The organism is Candidatus Dependentiae bacterium (genome assembly GCA_026389015.1).
GTDB lineage: Bacteria > Babelota > Babeliae > Babelales > Vermiphilaceae > JAPLIR01.
This window is the reverse complement of record JAPLIR010000021.1, coordinates 19,155-35,598: the sequence shown is the minus strand read 5'-3', so window position 1 is coordinate 35,598 and position 16,444 is coordinate 19,155. Positions and strand designations below refer to the sequence as shown.

17 protein-coding genes and 1 pseudogene are annotated in these 16,444 nt (G+C 40.8%); 5 read left to right on the top strand and 13 right to left on the bottom strand.

Translation table 11 applies throughout. From position 1 onward, the window contains the following. The coding region (locus tag NTX86_03780) for a cyclase family protein (protein MCX5922423.1) at positions 1-522 on the top strand (522 nt) is incomplete at its 5' end. A gap of 35 nt (positions 523-557) precedes the next feature. On the opposite strand, the gene NTX86_03775 is transcribed toward NTX86_03780, so the two are convergent. The 6 genes from NTX86_03775 to NTX86_03750 all read right to left on the bottom strand — a co-directional run bounded on the left by NTX86_03775 (position 558) and on the right by NTX86_03750 (position 4,576). Continuing rightward, on the bottom strand, positions 558-821 hold the full coding sequence (locus NTX86_03775) for a hypothetical protein (protein ID MCX5922422.1): 264 nt from the start codon (positions 819-821) through the stop codon (positions 558-560). A 103-nt stretch (positions 822-924) separates the two neighbouring features. Further along, entirely contained in the window at positions 925-1,536 is a 612-nt protein-coding gene (locus NTX86_03770) for a hypothetical protein (protein MCX5922421.1), read from the bottom strand. Positions 1,537-1,682: 146 nt separating this feature from the next. Further along, on the bottom strand, positions 1,683-2,390 hold the full coding sequence (locus NTX86_03765) for a hypothetical protein (GenBank protein MCX5922420.1): 708 nt from the start codon (positions 2,388-2,390) through the stop codon (positions 1,683-1,685). A gap of 35 nt (positions 2,391-2,425) precedes the next feature. After that, positions 2,426-2,869, bottom strand: coding sequence for a hypothetical protein (locus NTX86_03760; GenBank protein ID MCX5922419.1), 444 nt, complete (start codon positions 2,867-2,869; stop codon positions 2,426-2,428). Positions 2,870-2,900: 31 nt separating this feature from the next. Further along, the gene (locus NTX86_03755) at positions 2,901-3,551 is read right to left on the bottom strand and encodes a hypothetical protein (protein MCX5922418.1); all 651 of its coding nucleotides are present in this window, start codon (positions 3,549-3,551) and stop codon (positions 2,901-2,903) included. A 113-nt stretch (positions 3,552-3,664) separates the two neighbouring features. Next, positions 3,665-4,576, bottom strand: a complete 912-nt coding sequence (locus NTX86_03750; GenBank protein ID MCX5922417.1) for a hypothetical protein — start codon at positions 4,574-4,576, stop codon at positions 3,665-3,667. Positions 4,577-4,821: 245 nt separating this feature from the next. Between NTX86_03750 and NTX86_03745 the strand changes: the two are divergent. From NTX86_03745 to NTX86_03730, 4 genes and pseudogenes are all read left to right on the top strand, one after another. Beyond that, positions 4,822-5,064, top strand: a pseudogene (locus NTX86_03745) (DUF4160 domain-containing protein). Beyond that, positions 5,015-5,284 (top strand): DUF2442 domain-containing protein, encoded by a 270-nt coding sequence (locus NTX86_03740; protein ID MCX5922416.1) that lies wholly within the window; start codon positions 5,015-5,017, stop codon positions 5,282-5,284. Before NTX86_03745 ends, NTX86_03740 begins: the two are co-directional and overlap by 50 nt. Positions 5,285-5,452: 168 nt before the next feature. Further along, entirely contained in the window at positions 5,453-5,650 is a 198-nt protein-coding gene (locus NTX86_03735; protein ID MCX5922415.1) for a hypothetical protein, read from the top strand. 96 nt (positions 5,651-5,746) lie between these two features. Further along, entirely contained in the window at positions 5,747-7,624 is a 1,878-nt protein-coding gene (locus NTX86_03730; protein MCX5922414.1) for a transketolase, read from the top strand. Here NTX86_03730 and NTX86_03725 read toward each other — a convergent pair. From NTX86_03725 to rpoD, 7 genes are all read right to left on the bottom strand, one after another. Continuing rightward, positions 7,595-8,557 carry a hypothetical protein gene (locus NTX86_03725; GenBank protein ID MCX5922413.1) on the bottom strand — a complete coding sequence of 321 codons (963 nt, stop codon included), beginning with the start codon at positions 8,555-8,557 and terminating at the stop codon, positions 7,595-7,597. The genes NTX86_03730 and NTX86_03725 overlap by 30 nt on opposite strands. A 218-nt stretch (positions 8,558-8,775) precedes the next feature. Beyond that, positions 8,776-10,644: an ABC-F family ATP-binding cassette domain-containing protein gene (locus tag NTX86_03720; GenBank protein MCX5922412.1), complete on the bottom strand. Its 1,869-nt coding sequence runs from the start codon at positions 10,642-10,644 to the stop codon at positions 8,776-8,778. A gap of 444 nt (positions 10,645-11,088) precedes the next feature. Continuing rightward, positions 11,089-11,244 (bottom strand): hypothetical protein, encoded by a 156-nt coding sequence (locus NTX86_03715; protein ID MCX5922411.1) that lies wholly within the window; start codon positions 11,242-11,244, stop codon positions 11,089-11,091. 169 nt (positions 11,245-11,413) lie between these two features. Then, positions 11,414-12,229: a hypothetical protein gene (locus NTX86_03710; GenBank protein ID MCX5922410.1), complete on the bottom strand. Its 816-nt coding sequence runs from the start codon at positions 12,227-12,229 to the stop codon at positions 11,414-11,416. Continuing rightward, positions 12,220-12,663 carry a hypothetical protein gene (locus NTX86_03705; protein ID MCX5922409.1) on the bottom strand — a complete coding sequence of 148 codons (444 nt, stop codon included), beginning with the start codon at positions 12,661-12,663 and terminating at the stop codon, positions 12,220-12,222. Before NTX86_03705 ends, NTX86_03710 begins: the two co-directional genes overlap by 10 nt. Positions 12,664-12,832: 169 nt before the next feature. Next, positions 12,833-14,140: a hemolysin family protein gene (locus tag NTX86_03700; GenBank protein MCX5922408.1), complete on the bottom strand. Its 1,308-nt coding sequence runs from the start codon at positions 14,138-14,140 to the stop codon at positions 12,833-12,835. A 63-nt stretch (positions 14,141-14,203) separates the two neighbouring features. Beyond that, entirely contained in the window at positions 14,204-16,429 is a 2,226-nt protein-coding gene (rpoD, locus tag NTX86_03695; protein MCX5922407.1) for an RNA polymerase sigma factor RpoD, read from the bottom strand. Between the last annotated feature and the right edge of the window lie 15 nt (positions 16,430-16,444).

The following is a 16,444-nucleotide window of genomic DNA, read 5'->3' as shown; positions in this document are numbered from 1 at the left end:
GAAACGACCACCACCATTGATGCGCATTCGGGCACTCATGTTGATGCACCATCCCATTTTATGCGTGATGGCAACACCATCGACAAGGTTGCATTAGATTCTTTAGTTGGCACCTGCAACGTTCTTGATTTAACGTCAGTGCAGGATAAAATCACGCGCGAAGTTTTAATGATGCATGATGCGATGATTAAAGCTGGTGATATTATTTTGCTCAAAACTGCCAACAGCAGTTTAGGTGCAACAGATCTATTTAATCCTGCGTTTGTGTATCTTGAAGCCTCCGGCGCACAGTACTTGCAAGAAAAAAAGATCAAAGCAGTGGGGATTGATTATCTTGGTGTTGAGCGAGCGCAGCCTGCGCATGAAACACATTTGGCTTTCATGAGCACAGATATCGTGATCATTGAAGGTTTACGTTTGCAACATGTACAACCTGGTACGTATTTCTTTTGTTGTCTACCACTTCATGTGATTGATATTGAAGCTGCTCCAGCGCGAGCGGTGTTGATTGAGGGAATATAATAATTATTAGTGTCTGATTTTTTTGTGCAAATATTTTATTGCATATATAAGGCGCTATTTTGATAGGCACACAGTACCATATGTTTATGAGTTATAGAGTAAAATTGATTATCTATTTTTATGGATTGAGCTCTATAAAAAGTGACAGATTCTCCAGGCCGAACAACATTTTCTAGGTGACTTGCTTGTGGCAAGCGACAAAAACCATGATAGACAACCGTTACGGGAGTATGAGTATTGTTTGATATCGTGTTAACATACTTAGATTGTGGTATTTGCCTCATGCTTTTTGAGTTCATGCCGGTTGCCATAGGTGTAGAAGTTAGTGTCAACATTATAAAAAAAATTATTTTTTTTGAGTGCTCCACAAAAAACCTTAATAGGTGAACAATGTTATCCAATCTATTTTTTCAGTATACCCAACCTTGCCAATACTATTTCCCAGCAGCTTTTTTTTGATGGCTTAACGTTTTGATGTATAAACATGGGCAGCTTTTGTTGGTCTATTGCAGCTTCAGTCGAGTTGGATTCTGTCATTTCTTGTTTGAGCAAGGTAAAACTATTAGATCTAGTTGTTTTAATGCCGTGTCGTTTAAAAACTTGTATTATTTGCGGGTCATTGTCTGCAAGCTCTAAAGGACTAAATGTTGGACTATTGTCATTAGAATTAGTCGCTTGTTTTAGAATATATTCTTTACCAAATGATGTGGAAATGGTGATTGCTGAATAACGTTCGCGATAATCTCCCCCGTTCCGGAGTATTGCATCCAATGCTTGCGACGACTTTTTTAAACATGCATAGGCAGCCGGTTTTACAGGGCTTGTTGAGCCATTAGCGCCTTCTGCGTATAATCTTTTGATTTTTTCTGGATCATTATTTTCAATAGCTTCTTCAAGTTGTAGATCCAAGATTTTTTGTTCGCGGTCTTCATTGATTACTATGCTAAAAAGAGAAGGTACAATGAATAATGTCATCAATAGTGTTATCGATAATGTGCGTGAAACAGATTGCATAAGAACCTCGGTACTATATAGGTAGTTATAAAATAGTGATCAAACTACTATACACCGTTTATGTTTCTATTTCCATACTTTAGCAAAGCGAAAACTCCCTGTCAGGGCTAACCTAACAGGGAGTTTTTTGTCATGTTATTAACTCATTACTCAGAGCCTTCTTCTTCTGATTCAGACTCTGATTCAGGTGTTCTCAGGCGTAAATTGCCATCTTTATCCATTGCGGCATCTAAGTAGTGAGCGTCCGTATCTTCTTTGACACGCTGGCTTCCAGCTTTTACCGTTATCTTAAAACTACCAACGTGGCTTAATGTAGCTGTTTTACCAGGCTTGATCTGTATGCGACCTTCTGGACCCATTACCGTTATAGTTTCCTCGGTGCTATTGGAAATGTCCCAGTGTTTTTTGCCGCGATCATCGAGCCATTTACTACGCACGGGTTCAGTAGCTTGGGTAATGTATACGGTTCTTGGATAGTAATAACCTTGCCATGGGCCATAATAATTACCCCAATAGTATGGTCTATTCCATCCATAACCCCATCCAAGTCCAAGGCCGACTCCTAAGCCGTATCCGCCCCACCCATAGCCTCCATAGCCATAACCTCGACCACCCCAACTGCGTCCGCCCCAGCCGCCACGTCCGTAACCGCCTCGACCATAGCCTCCGCGACCACCGTGTCCGCCTCGACCGCCACCATGTCCGCCTCGACCGCCACCATGTCCGCCTCGACCGCCGCCACCGTGGCCTCCGCCACCATGACCGCCACCGCCGCCTCGTGCATCAATGTCGAATGACACTACAAGTGCCATACCGAGTAATAGGGTAAGTAATTTTTTACATATTTTTTTCATACCATTTCTCCTAAATCTTTATCTTCATTGTCTCGTTACTCAGAGCTATTTTCTGCAGCAAGAGCTTCTTGGACATCGTAAGGTAATTCACCAGATCCATCGTAGGTCCAACATCCATTCCAGCTACCATACGCATCACAGAAAGCAGGCCAACTATTGTAGTATCTGTTGCCCCAGGTAAGACCTAGAAATCCAGCTGCGCCCCAGCCCCAAGCTGTTCCCCAGCCGAGTCCCCAGCCTGCGTTACCCCAACCCCAGCCGCCGTGGCCCCAACCGCGCCCGTGCTCACCATGACCATGTCTACCATGACCACCGTGTCCGTGACCGCCGTGGCCGTGATGACCATGTCCACCATGCCCGTGTCCACCGTGACCATGTCCACCACCGTGGCCACCGCCTCGTGCATCAAGGGCAGATGGCACTCCTAGGAGTGCCATGCCGAGTAACAAAGTGAATATCTTTGTATACATTTTTTTCATCGTAATATTCCTTTTAATGTTCTAAAAAAGTCTAAGCTTCGTCTTCATCGTCATAATCAGCAGAATTTTCAGCGAGAGCTTCTTGTACATCAAGAGGTAATGGACCAGATCCATCATAAACTAAGCATTCGCCCCATGCGCCGTAAGCGTTACAGAATGAAGGCCAATCGCTGTAGTAACTTCCGCCCCAATAAAGGCCTAAGAACCCAGCTGCGCCCCATCCCCAACCTATGCCCCAGCCGCGTCCCCAGCCGCCACGTCCCCAACCGTATCCGCCGCGTCCCCAGCCGCCACGACCGTAGCCACCGCGTCCGTGCGCATAGCTTCCACTACGTGATCCGCTACGAGAAACACTACGTGATCCACTACGTGATCCACTGCGAGAACCACTAGCTGATCTTGAACCTGATCTTGATCCAGAACCTGAACGACTGCCACCGCCACGACTTGCGCTACCGCCTCGAGACCCACCGCCACGGCTTGCGCCGCCTCCTCGTGATCCACCGCCGCCACCACGTCCACCGCCACCGCCACCACCACGTCCGCCGCCACCACCGCCTCTTTCTAAATCGTTATTGACGGTGTTGTCTTCGGTATTCAGTGCGTTGGCGCCGATATTTTCGGGCAGCACCATGAGTGTGCCGAGTATCAGTACAAACATTTTTGTGCAAAACTTCTTCATTATAAACTCCTTGTTTTAATGATTATTATTGATAAAATATTTCTATTATACATAATTTATCATAGCCAAAGAGGGGAAAAGATTGCAAGAGTTTGAATGATGAGAGTTGAATTTTAGGGTTTTTGTGTGGGATTTTTGAATTTATACGAATGGCATTCGAATATTTTATCAGCTACAAAACCATGAACTTTAATAGCAGGATAGGTGATTTCTTGTTGTTTTATGGTTTGTTTTAACGGGGTAATAGTGATGCAAGAACGGTCAGATCTTCTGAGGGTTAGTTCTTTGTTGCCAATTCTTTTGAGTGGAATACCTTGGGCTTCAAGCGCTCTGCGCATGGCAAAAAAACTGTGCCATGTTTTTTTAGGGACTAGGCCTTCCCAGTAAATCAGGTAGATAGTGTTAACTTTAACTTTGGTAACAAGGGCGGTTACTGCATCAAAAAGCATGGCTGTCGGTTGTAACAAAATGAGGCAATCAATGGTGGTTTTTCCACTGGTTTTAATCAGATGCGGCGCTAGTGTGTATTCTGTCCAGGAGGCGGCAGCAATTTTTTGGCCTATGACGCCTGGGTCAATCACGATGCAGCCGGCAGAGTCGTGGAGGATAGTTAATGTCCCCTTATTACAGGCAAGCTCTTCAATACTTTCTGTTTTGGCGTAGTTAGTTTTGAGATAGAGACATGAGCCAATAAGAAGCAACCCTAGGCAAACAACACTCTGCAGGGTATTGGTGAATCTTTTGTACTGAATAACGCACAGTGCAAGAACGGGAATTATAATGAGGATTGCCAACGATGGCTTGGCAAAACCATAAAGCCATGGGTGACCATCAATGTTGAGTACATACAGCCACGCTTGCGTTGTCCAATCAAGTAGTTTGGCAATCCAACCATTGGGAATATAGAGCATCTCAGTAAAAAACAGCAATGATGAAAGTGATAAAAATAAGGTAAGTACTGGCCCAAAAATAAGATTACCGATGGGCGAGAGCAAGGATATGGGTAATCCCCACCACAATAACATGGGCATTGCTACGAGAGAAATAAACAATTGAAGTTTAAGGAAACGCAAAAGCCAGGTGGCAACTTTGTGCAGAAATTTTATGTTCATAATGTTTTAAACTAACAGTTTTTTGCCAGAGTGTCTTGAAAAGCTTGTATTATCAAGGCTTGGTTTTTTATGCTCATGAATGGCAAGGCAATGCTTTATTATAATGCCATTGTCATCTGCTTGGTTTTTATGATACTTTAATAAGGGATTGATAGTTTATGAGTCCAACGGTTTTCAGGTATAAAAATTATAGATTCTTTTTTTTCTCGCGTGAAGAAACAAGAATGCACATACACATTTTATCGCCTGATGGAGAAGCAAAATTTTGGGTTGAACCAGTGGTTGCGCTTGCTGATTATAGTCGTTTTTAGGATCGGCAACTTAAAGAACTTGCAAAGGTAGTTGAGGAACATGTCAAAGAAATTACAAAAGCTTGGAAAAAGCATTTCGGCCAAAGCTGAGATTCAAAATATTTCTAAAGAAGGAATTTGGATTCTGGTTAATGACCAAGAGTTTTTTCTATCATTTAGTCAATTTCCTTGGTTTCTTGGAGCAACCATAGAACAAATCTATAACTTACAGTTTTTCCATGGCCATCACCTGCATTGGCCTGCACTTGATGTTGATGTTGATCTAGAATCGCTTAAATATCCAGATGCGTATCCATTAAAATACTCCTAAATTTAATCACAGGATTTTATGAAACCCTAGATTCTGCATAATCTGGGGTCTTTCTTGTTATTATCCAATTAATTATTGCTTTTTGAGCTCCACCCTTTTTATGCTGATCAATGGCAAGGCAACGCTTTATTATATGTAGTGTTATTCGATCAAATAAAAGGAGCTATCATGAAAAAAGAAATCAATCATGGAATGCCACAAGAGTTGAAGGATCGTTGGAAAACAAGATTTCATTCTGTGTGGAATCGTATATCCCGCGGCGCTGCAAGCATAGTAAACATGATGCCTCATGCTCATCACGACAATTGGCGTCGCAAAGATAAAGTACAAGCAGGTCATTTCCGCAAGCCTAATCAACATAAATAAGTCATACGGCTTATTAGGCATATTGTAATTGTTAGCCCGTTTGGTATAGTGCCCATTACTATGTGGTATACTTTTTTTCTGGGGCATTAAAAACCTATGTCTACACTCAAAAAATTTCTTGAACACAACGCATATCAACTGCGTGTTTCTTCGTTGAAAATGACAACCGTTGCGGGTTCGGGCCATCCGACTTCAGCGCTTTCTGCAGCCGATCTTGTATCGGCATTATTTTTTTATGCAATGCGGTACGAACGTCATAACCCTGACAATCAAAATAATGATCGCTTCATTTTGTCCAAAGGGCATGCATCACCGGTGCTTTATGCCGCATGGAAGGAAGCGGGAGTTTTGACCGAGGATGAGCTATTAACCTATCGTAAGTTTGATTCGGTGCTCGAAGGGCATCCAACGTTGCGGTTTCCTTGGTCAGAGGCGGCAACGGGTTCTCTTGGTATGGGGCTTTCAATTGGTGCCGGCATGGCATTGAGTGGGCGTTTGGATAAACGAAATTTCAAAACCTATGTTCTTATGGGTGACAGTGAAGTCGCAGAAGGTTCTGTGTGGGAAGCTGCAGAAATTGCAGCTTATTATAAACTCAACAACCTCATTGGTCTTGTAGATTGTAATCGTCTTGGGCAAAGTACCGAGACAATGCATGGTCACCATGCACAGCGCTATGCAAATAAATTCCAAGCTTTTGGTTGGAATACCATTATTGTTGATGGTCATGACATGGAACAAATCATGGGGGCGCTTGATAAAGCGCGTGAGCATCAAGAAGGCCCAACTATTATTATAGCCAAGACATTAAAAGGGTATGGCATTGATGTTGCGCAAGATAAAGAAGGGTTTCATGGCAAATCATTTTCCAAAGACGAGCTGCCTGGTATTCTAGAAAATCTTAAACAACGATTTTTAGAGGCAGCACAATTTGATGATGCAGCTTTTGCTTGGCAACCTACGGTGCCTGAAAAATCTAATGGGACCGAACAATCATGTTTGAAAGAACTCACGGTCCCTCATTATACATTAGGAGAACAGGTCGCTACGCGTTTTGCCTATGGCCATGCTCTCAGAGCTGCAGGCGTTGCATGTAATACGGTAGTGAGTCTTGATGCTGAAGTAAAAAATTCTACTGGTGCTGAATTTTTTGAAGAAAAATTTCCCGATCGATTTTTCCAATGTTTTATTGCTGAACAAAATATGGTGAGCATGGGCGTTGGCCTGAATCGCCGTGGCAAGATTCCGTTCATTTCTACCTTTGGATGTTTTCTAACTCGTGCACACGACCAAATTCGTATGGCTGCAATTGGTAGTGCTACACTGCGTTTGGTCGGGTCGCATGCAGGTGTTTCAATTGGAGAGGATGGGCCGTCTCAAATGGCGTTGGAAGACATTGCGCAGATGCGTGCACTACCAAATTCTATTGTGTTATATCCGAGTGATGCGATGTGTACCTATAGATTGGTGGAACAAATGGTAGCATACGACCGCGGCATAAGTTATCTGCGCACAACGCGCATGACAACGCCAGTGATCTATGATTGGCAGGAAGAATTTTATATCGGTGGTTGCAAAGTAGTGCGTCAAAGTGATGAAGATCAACTGTGCATTGTCGGTGCAGGCGTTACTCTTTTTGAAGCCCTCAAGGCTTACGAAAAACTTCAAGAGCAACTCATATCGGTTGCAGTGATTGATTTGTATTCTATTAAACCTCTTGACCATGAAACGATCATTAAGGTTGCGCAAGCGTCGGGTAAAAAATTGATTACCGTCGAAGATCATTATCTGCAGGGTGGCTTGGGTGAGGCTGTGACGTATGCATTACGCAACGCCGATATTACCATTGAATGTCTTGCTGTTACACAACTGCCACGCTCAGGAAAACCACAAGAGCTTCTTGCATGGGCAGGCATTGATGCAGCTGGCATTGTAAAAAAAGCATTAGCGTTGCTTGGTCGAAATGCTCAATAATCTCTTGGTGTCTGGTTTGTCGTAAGGATATTGTGGCTCTTCTTTTTGCCACGTAGTAACTTCGTCGAGAATGCTTGGCAATAATTGCATGAACTTTGATGAGGTAAACTTTGAGTGGAAGATGGCATTGCCATTTATCTTTATCTTTATTTGAGCCAATTTTGGATTTGATGGAAAGCGCCGCTCAGAAAATAGTGGCATTTTAGAGCGTATCACTTTTTTGTTTTTTATATGCACTTCTGTGCGATACAAAAATTGTGGTGCAAGAACTTGCCATAGATCGAGGCTTGAATATAACGCGTATATTTTTTCAAACAGAGGATCGTGAATATAATCCATGGTTTTCTTTTGTACGGGACATGCCAACAGAATCAACTCTTTTATGGTGAACTCTTTATCAAGATGATTTTTTACTTGTGTTAGATTGAGTGCAACGTTGCCTCCATGACTGTGGGTTATGAGGCGGATGTTAGGTTTTACCTTATACTTTTCATAGTAGGATACGGTGAGCTCTTTTAATTGTTGATACAATTCTAGGGCAGCTTCCTTACGAGTTCTTTCAGATAGCTCTCCTGACCAACCAAATATATAAAAATTATCAAAAGGGAATCGTTGCGGATCAGTATTGGTGATCGTGTCGGCAAGTTCTCGTAACAAGTAACAATTTTGGTTTAGTACGCTGGCATGGTGTAATCCAGGTTTGCTATAGAAATAGTTAAATAAAATTGGTCTTGGAATTAAGCGCGTGCCATGAATCCAAATGGAGATGCTGTGTTCTTTTGATGGGTTTTCTGGCGGACACACAGGAGTGGTTAAAGGTATAAAGACCTTTCTCCGTTTCAGGCGATAGGGCGGCAGATGCAGACATCCCGAGGTGCTCAGCGCAAGAGCGATGATGACCCCATAATAAGCGATTGTTTTGTGTCTGTTCATTATGGCATACCCCGTGTGTAAAGGCATTATCTTCAAAATGATTTTATCTCATGCAGACAAAAAAATGAAATTAAAAATATTTTTTTTGATTATGAAGCGATACGGCCGATATAAATAGGGAATAAGCTCATGTAAGAGTTAGAAACATTTTTATTAAAATAGGCACGGTGTTTTATTAAAAATAAAACACCGTGCCTATAAGTCAATATTAAATGAAGCTATTTATGTAATTCTTCCCAAGCGTGTGCTGCATCTTTAAGTTCAGCTTTTAGCTTGTTGAGATTTTCTTGTGTCGTAATAAAATTTTGTGAACCGTACGTAAGGTTAGAAAATGTTTCCTCAACGGCAGCAATATCTTTTTCGAGCTTAGCTATTTTGAGTTCGAGCTTGCGAGTCAGTTTTTTAATTTCATATTGATTGCCAGCAGGTTTTTTAGGGGCTTCAGCTACGGCAGCAAGGTTGGCAAAAGCACTCTTTGCTTTAGGTGCTGCAGATGTTTCATGCTTTTTTTGATAGAGATAAGATTCGTAGTTGCCTAAGTAGCCATGGGTTCCGCTAGGTGTCAACTCAATAATGCGTGTAGCTAATTTATTAATAAAATCATGGTCGTGAGAAACAAAAAGGATGGTTCCTTGGAATGCATTAAGCGCAGTCAGCAAGATTTCTTTGGATTGAATATCAAGATGGTTTGTAGGTTCATCCAAGAGCAATAGGTTTGCATCTTGCAGTAGAACGCATGCCATACCAACGCGGTTTTTTTCTCCACCACTCAATACGTTTATTTTTTTGTACACATCATCACTGGTGAATAAGAATGAACCTAAGAATGATCGCAAGGTTCCTTCCGATTTCTTAGGACATGCGTTATGAAGATTTTCAATGATGTTTTTTGATCCATCGAGTGATTTGTTTTGATCTTGTGCAAAGATTGTTGGGATAACATTATAGCCAAGAGTTATGGTACCCGTTTGTTTTGGTATTTGGCCTATTATAATATTAAACAGGGTGGTTTTACCCACGCCGTTTGGTGCAACAATAGCAACTTTTTCGCCACGTTCAATCTGGAATGAGGCATTGCTGAATATTTTTTTGTCGCCAAAGCTGTGAGCAAGGCCATCAACTTCAAGCACAACTTTGCCCGATTGTTGGACGGGAGGGAAGTTGAACTTCATAGTTTTCATGGCAGGTGGCATGGTAATCAGATCGAGTTTCTCTACCGATTTAAGCATACTCTGTGCTGATTTTGCACGAGCTGCTGAAGCACGGAACCGTTCGATGGTTGCCATTTTTTGTTTAAGTTCTTTTTGTTGTTGAATGTAGGCAGATTCCAAGATTTCAAGATTGTGTTCTTTTTGAACAACATACTTGGAGTAGTTACCGTTATAGAAGGTTGCCTTGCCTCGTTCAATTTCTAAAATCTTTTCGCAGAGGTAATCTAAGAAATAACGTTCGTGACTTACCAAGAGATAACCGAAATCTGATGTTTTTAAAAATTCTAAAAACCAATCTTTGGCAACGATGTCAAGATGGTTTGTTGGTTCGTCAAAGAGATAAAAGTCAGCTTTTTGAAGGAGCAACTTTGCCAATACAATACGCATCTTCCACCCAACACTCAAGGTGTTTACTGTGGTTGCCAATTGCGCTTCACTAAAGCCAAGGCCAATTAAAATTTCTTGCGCTTGAGCTTTAACAAGAGCAGGGTTGAGTTCGCAGAGCTCTGCTTGCAAATCTGCATAACGTTCGAGGTCAGCCGTTGCATGGTCGAGGGATAGGTGATGCTCAAGGGCTGCTATTTCTTCTTGGATTTTGACTAAGGAAGCAGAGGCAGTTAATGTTTCTTCAAGAATTGATTTTTCAGATTCCAATACCACTTCTTGTGGCATATAGGCGACCACTTTTTTGTTAGAAATAGAAACTTTTCCTGAATCCAGGTGTTGTTGTCCGGCGATCGCCTTGAGAAGGGTAGATTTACCCGATCCATTACGGCCAACCAAGCCAACGCGGTCGTCTTGATTGAGGGTAAAGGAAATGTTATCAAAAACGATTTGATCGCCAAAAGCAAGACTAAGGTTATTTGTTTGTATCATGGTATTGGTTGCGAACCTTGGTTATTGTTTCCCAAAGCCGTAGCTGTTCTGATTAGAAGGTTAATAGGTAATTACTATTAAAAGTCTATCAGAACTGAAAAAAAAAGAAAGTAAGGGTCAGCTATTCCTTAGGGCTATGGTTTTTTGAGTTTTTTTTTACGGTTATATGCGTATGGAGGGTATGTTCCAGCTCATGGTGTTCGTTATGCTTTGAGCACAAGGCTACAATGGAGCATATTTTGAGGAGCATTACGGTCATACATACTATAAGTACAAGCATGTTTTCTTTTTTTATTATACGTCTATGCACATTCATGGGTGTGCTCCTTAGTTTTTATACTATCAACCAAGCTTGAATTGTTATGCATGCAAGAGACGCACAACATCTGCTGAGGTTTATAGGGAATTACGAAAATATGGCATTAAAAAATGGGGGGGGGTAATTTAGCTCTGCCAGCGGGCAATAATAATATTTTGCTGGAGGGCGCGATAACTAAAGAATAAGAATAATAAAGAAAAGAAGGTTGTTGTGTTGAAAAGGTTGAAATGAGATCGGTTATCCGAACATCTATGTGCGCAATGCGCGTGATCGTACATCATTGATGTACTCCTTTGACTGAGGTTTGTTGGTTTATGGTTAGAGTCTGCTGCTTACTGCTTACATTTACAGCGAACTCTTTTCTGCTTACTGATATATATAATTACCATAATTTTTTTTCTTCGGCAATAGTTTTGCGAAAATATTTTTTTGTGACAGATTGGAATTGCGCTACAGTGGCTGTGTATACGTGTTTATTCTTTTTTTCCAACCTAATAAAAATCGTTGTTCATTTTTTTCTTGTGGTGCATTTTCGGTGCGTTCGGTGAGTATTTTTTTTGCGCATTCAGCAAATTCTTGTGTAGCACTTTTATTGTTTTGTGTGTTCTGCATTTCTTCTAATACTTGCAATAGTCCCCATCCCTTGTCATTGTAGCGTTCGTTTTTATTCACGCCAATGCCTTTGCAATGTTGATAGTCAACAAGTGCATAGAGGCCATTATTGTCCTGTGCAATGCATTCAAGTTGTTTTTTGATGGTTGCTTTTTTGTCACGCGGTGCTTGTGCAAGCATGGTGTCAAAACAGGTGCATGCATTATGTATCATAAATTTTGTTTGCAAGTCGATGGTGGTCGAAAGGAGTGTTCGTAACTCTTGCATCTGTTTGCTTGCAAATGCTGCAAAAAAATCTGCGTGTGTAGACCAAGGGCACGCGGTGTTGCACGTGAGCCATGTGGGTAGCGCAACGCCATGGGAAACTAAATATTCAAGCAGCGCGGGGAATGTTTGTGTAAAACCATCACTACCATTTTTTGGATACCAAATGAAATGCCCAATACCCAAAGATGCGCATGATTCACCCTTGATCCACCAGGTGAGTTTGTCGATAGATTTGTTGCTTTCGTTGTCCCAAATTTTATTGCCAATCCTTTCTAGCTGCTTAGGTGTAAGTGCATTGAGTTGTTTTTGTAGTGAGGAATGCGCAGCTTTTTTTGGATGCGTTGAACATGGCAATAAAAGGAGTACGATAACAAATATTATGCGCATGGCAGTTGGGTACGTTTAAGCGCCTTTTGTGCCAATGCAAGGGTGCGTAAGCTTTGTCTCAAGGTTGTTTCAAGCTCGTCAAGACAGTATTGTTTTTCTTCAGCCGTAATGTCTTCGGGTAAGTTTTTCATAATTTGTAATGCAGCGCTTACAATACCCGCTACCATTTGAGTAACGTTGGTGCCAACATTAGTAGAGTTGTGTGGGTTTTGTACGATGTTAAAGAAGTTTTGTACAAGATTGGCAAACGTGCCTAATACTATTTGTTCAGTTGCCGTTTCATGTGCTGCGTTGAGTTGATTAACTTCTTGTGTAGCATCAACTTTAGGGGTTTGCGGTTTGGGTTTGTTCGGCTTACTGGCAGCGTTTATTTGTGTTGAAAAAAATGCTAAACTGCATAATAAAATGGCGAAAAATGGTGAGACTAATTTCATAGTTACCGCTTCCTTTTCTTGGGATTGAGTGCTTACAGTACTTTTTTGATACTGTAGTGCATGTCGTAATTCAAAATCAATATTTGATCAATGTATGTTGATAAACAATTAATGCGCAGAGGAATACGATGTATAAAATGAGTATAGTATTTTTTCTGAGCAGTTTTTTTTAGACTATTGTTGGTTGGGCGCTTTTTTCTGCAAAGATCAGTACTTGTTGTACCCGTTTTTGACTTGCCTTTTGTACCTGGAAATAATATTCCTTATACAGTACTCGTTCGCCTTTTTTAGGTAGATGCTGCAGCTGCTCTGTCATGAAGCCGCCAAGGGTAACTGAATCTTCTGTTTCAAAAATAAAACTGAGTAAAGGTTCTAAATCTTCTAGAGGAATAGAAGCATCAACCAACCAGCCTCCTTGTTTGAGGGGAATTATTTTTTCTGATACAGGTTCATGCTCATCGCTAATTTCGCCTACAATTTCTTCAAGCACATCTTCCAGGGTTATTAAGCCAGTCACGCTGCCATGTTCATTCAGAACAATCGCAATATGCATCTGCTGTTGGCGGAATTCACGTAGAAGTTGGCTCACCTTAACCGTCTCAGGGACAAAGAGCATAGGACGCATAATGTCTTTAAGCGGTTTGTCTTCATTGTTCGATAACAATACAAAGATGTCTTTTTGATGAACCATGCCGATGAAATTATCTGATTGATTTTCATAAACCGGCATACGGGTATAGCGATGTTTTGAAAATAATTCTAGAGTATTTTTAATGGTGGTACTCACGTTCACGGAGATGATATCAGTTGCCGGCACCATGATTTCTTTGACGGGAGTGTGTCCCAGATCAAAGACGTTTTGGAGCATTTCAGTTTTTTCTGGTTCCATCAAGCCTTTTTCGTGGATGTAATCAATCAAAAACTGAATTTCGCGTTCAGATGATACCCATTCGCTGCCACCTTCAGATGTTCTTTTCTTGGTAATTTTGAATACTAAGTAATCAGAAATTTTGATTAACACAGTAACCAATGGATACAAAACGTAAAATAGAATATTCATTAACCATAACATGGATTGAAATAATCGCTCCCCTTGGCCCTTGGCTAAGTTTTTAGGAATAATTTCACCAAAAACAATAGTAGTGAGCGATGCAAAAGCAACACCAACTGAAACCCCTAGGCTACTTGATAGCTGAAGGCTTTCAAAAATTGTTTGGGTAATGTGTGCTGCCAATACAATGGTGACAGCATCGGCCAAGTTATTGGCAATAAGAATGGTAATAAGTACTCGATGAGGACTTTGTTCCAACGTTTTAAAGAGCGTATCGTATTGTTTAGTTGATTGAGCAAGCTCCTTCAGCTTAAACAAACGAAGTGCGGTAACACTTGTTTCTAAAAACGATAATATAGCGCGTGTAGAAAGCCCTATAAAAAACAAAATAACTGGTAATTGAATTGCTGAGAGCAAAGACCCCATATAGTTTTATCTACCTTAATGTGTGTTAAATGTTATATATCTATGTTTTGTATTCTATTGTTTTTATTCGTCGTCGTCCATATCCATATCATTATCTTTGATATCGATATCGCCATCGTCTTGAATATCTTCGTTAGTCATGATTTCTGCCAACTCTTTTTCAAAGAAGGTGAGAAGTTTCTTGCTACGAGACGGATGACGCAGTTTGCGCAATGCTTTTACTTCAATCTGACGAATACGTTCGCGTGTTACTGAAAAGTCTTTACCAACTTCTTCTAAGGTATGCTCAGAAGCAACGTCGATACCAAAGCGCATTTTCAATACTTTTTCTTCACGAGGGGTTAAGGTTTTGAGCACCTCACGCACACGTTCTTTCAAATCGTTGTTTGCAACAGCATCGGAAGGTGAAAACTCGTTTTCGTTTTCAATAAAATCTTTAATAGATACATCGTCACCATCACCAACGGGGGCTTCAAGTGAGATAGGTTCTTTAGAAATTTTAATGATGTTCTTAATTTTCTTTTCATCTAAATTAAGCTCTTTTGCCAATTCTGCATGAGATGGTTCTCTACCGTGTTCTTGGATAAAGGTACGCTTAATTTTATTAATCTTGTTGAGTGTTTCAACCATGTGCACTGGTACACGAATAGTACGTGATTGGTCGGCAATAGCGCGGGTTATCGCTTGACGAATCCACCAGGTTGCATAGGTCGAGAACTTGTAACCACGTTCAAACTCAAACTTTTCTACTGCCTTCATAAGACCGATGTTACCTTCTTGGATCAAGTCCAAGAAGTGTAGACCACGGTTGACGTACTTTTTAGCAATATTGACTACGAGACGTAAGTTTGCTTTTGCAAGATTGTCTTTTGCTCGTTTATCGTTTGCTTGTGCAATAAGTAATTGTCTGAATAGCTTTGCAATGGTTTCTTTAGGAAGACCAGCTTCGGCTTCAAGTTTTTTGATTATTTTTAGTGAGCCCCGGAAGTTACGTTCTTCTTCGTCCTTTGCTTGAAGTTCTTCTTCAGTAGGATTTTTGAGCAAGCTGTATTTTTTCAAATTATCTTGCAAAATGTGGATGGATTCTTCTTTTTCTTGAATCTTGTTGTAATATTTTTCTATTTTTTTGCCCATTTTACGAATTAATTTATTGGCAAGTCTAATAGATTGAATGGTTTTGCTGATTTCTTCTTTATTCAGCTTAACCTTCTTGAGCATCTCGTCTTTTTTTTCTAGGTAATCAGGTCTGTTACGATAGCTCAGGTAAATCTTCTCTTCGTTATCAATCAGGTCTTCAATTTTTTTGATCGTATTAACGAGCGCCGATTTTTCTTCATCGATCTTAGGTAAGTTTTCTTCATCAAATTCTGAGAACTGAATGATATCTTTTGGATGTGCGCTATTTTTTTGTAATTTTTCGCCGATTAACACAAATTCTTTATGAATGAATGGGAAGCGAGAAATAGCATCAATAGATTCTTTTTTGCTGTTTGCTATTGATTCAGCAATGGTTGTTTCTGTCTTCTTGTTAAGAAGTGGTATTTTACCAATATCACGGAGATATGATTTTACACCATCAGCAACAGGTGAAGCTTCACTGCGAATCGTTTCGTGTTCTTCTTCTTTTTCGCCATCTTCTTCATCAGCATCTTCTTCATCAAGGTGGTCTAACTGCATTGAGTTTTCTAATTTTGCCTTGATGTTCGTTGTGCGTTCAAGAGTTTCGTCAGATTCGTAACCCTCTAAGCCTTGCTGAGAAGTTTCAAATTCTTCTTGAGTGATGAGCTCAACGTTTTCTTTTTCAAGAGTGCGCAAGAGCTCATTAGTTTCTTGTTCGACCAAATGATTTTTTTCACAAAATTCTATGACTTCTTCATAGGTTAATAGATTGTGCTTTTTGCCTTTTTCAATGAATTCTTCGATGGATTCTTTTTTTAGGTCAGCTTCATTGATTTCAATTTTTGGTTTTTTTACAGCAGCGAGCGCAGGTCTTGCTACAGGTCTTTTAAGTGGAGCTTTTGCAGCAGGCGCTACCGGAATAATTTTTACTACAGGAGCAGGTTTTGCTACGGGAGTAGCGAGTGCAATTTTTTTTGCTGGAACTTCTTTTGCTAGGGGTGCAGGTTTGACGACAGGAGTTATTTTTTTAGGCGTAGAAGCAGCAACAGGTTTGACTGCTGTTTTTTTGGCAGGGGTTGCTGGCGTAGGTTTTGTTGCCTTAGATGGTTTGGTTGTAACAACTTTTTTTGTTTCCTTTTTGTTGTTACTGGTCGCCTTGGTTTTTGTCATAGTTATCTGTCCCTA

Excerpts from the sequence above, each read along its gene's own strand:
- NTX86_03775 (MCX5922422.1), bottom strand. The coding sequence starts at position 821 with ATGAACTCAAAAAGCATGAGGCAAATACCACAATCTAAGTATGTTAAC.
- NTX86_03770 (MCX5922421.1), bottom strand. The coding sequence starts at position 1,536 with ATGCAATCTGTTTCACGCACATTATCGATAACACTATTGATGACATTA.
- NTX86_03765 (MCX5922420.1), bottom strand. The coding sequence starts at position 2,390 with ATGAAAAAAATATGTAAAAAATTACTTACCCTATTACTCGGTATGGCA.
- NTX86_03760 (MCX5922419.1), bottom strand. The coding sequence starts at position 2,869 with ATGAAAAAAATGTATACAAAGATATTCACTTTGTTACTCGGCATGGCA.
- NTX86_03755 (MCX5922418.1), bottom strand. The coding sequence starts at position 3,551 with ATGAAGAAGTTTTGCACAAAAATGTTTGTACTGATACTCGGCACACTC.
- NTX86_03750 (MCX5922417.1), bottom strand. The coding sequence starts at position 4,576 with ATGTTATTGTGGTGGGGATTACCCATATCCTTGCTCTCGCCCATCGGT.
- NTX86_03740 (MCX5922416.1), top strand. The coding sequence starts at position 5,015 with ATGTCAAAGAAATTACAAAAGCTTGGAAAAAGCATTTCGGCCAAAGCT.
- NTX86_03735 (MCX5922415.1), top strand. The coding sequence starts at position 5,453 with ATGAAAAAAGAAATCAATCATGGAATGCCACAAGAGTTGAAGGATCGT.
- NTX86_03730 (MCX5922414.1), top strand. The coding sequence starts at position 5,747 with ATGTCTACACTCAAAAAATTTCTTGAACACAACGCATATCAACTGCGT.
- NTX86_03725 (MCX5922413.1), bottom strand. The coding sequence starts at position 8,557 with ATGAACAGACACAAAACAATCGCTTATTATGGGGTCATCATCGCTCTT.
- NTX86_03720 (MCX5922412.1), bottom strand. The coding sequence starts at position 10,644 with ATGATACAAACAAATAACCTTAGTCTTGCTTTTGGCGATCAAATCGTT.
- NTX86_03715 (MCX5922411.1), bottom strand. The coding sequence starts at position 11,244 with ATGATGTACGATCACGCGCATTGCGCACATAGATGTTCGGATAACCGA.
- NTX86_03710 (MCX5922410.1), bottom strand. The coding sequence starts at position 12,229 with ATGCGCATAATATTTGTTATCGTACTCCTTTTATTGCCATGTTCAACG.
- NTX86_03705 (MCX5922409.1), bottom strand. The coding sequence starts at position 12,663 with ATGAAATTAGTCTCACCATTTTTCGCCATTTTATTATGCAGTTTAGCA.
- NTX86_03700 (MCX5922408.1), bottom strand. The coding sequence starts at position 14,140 with ATGGGGTCTTTGCTCTCAGCAATTCAATTACCAGTTATTTTGTTTTTT.
- rpoD (MCX5922407.1), bottom strand. The coding sequence starts at position 16,429 with ATGACAAAAACCAAGGCGACCAGTAACAACAAAAAGGAAACAAAAAAA.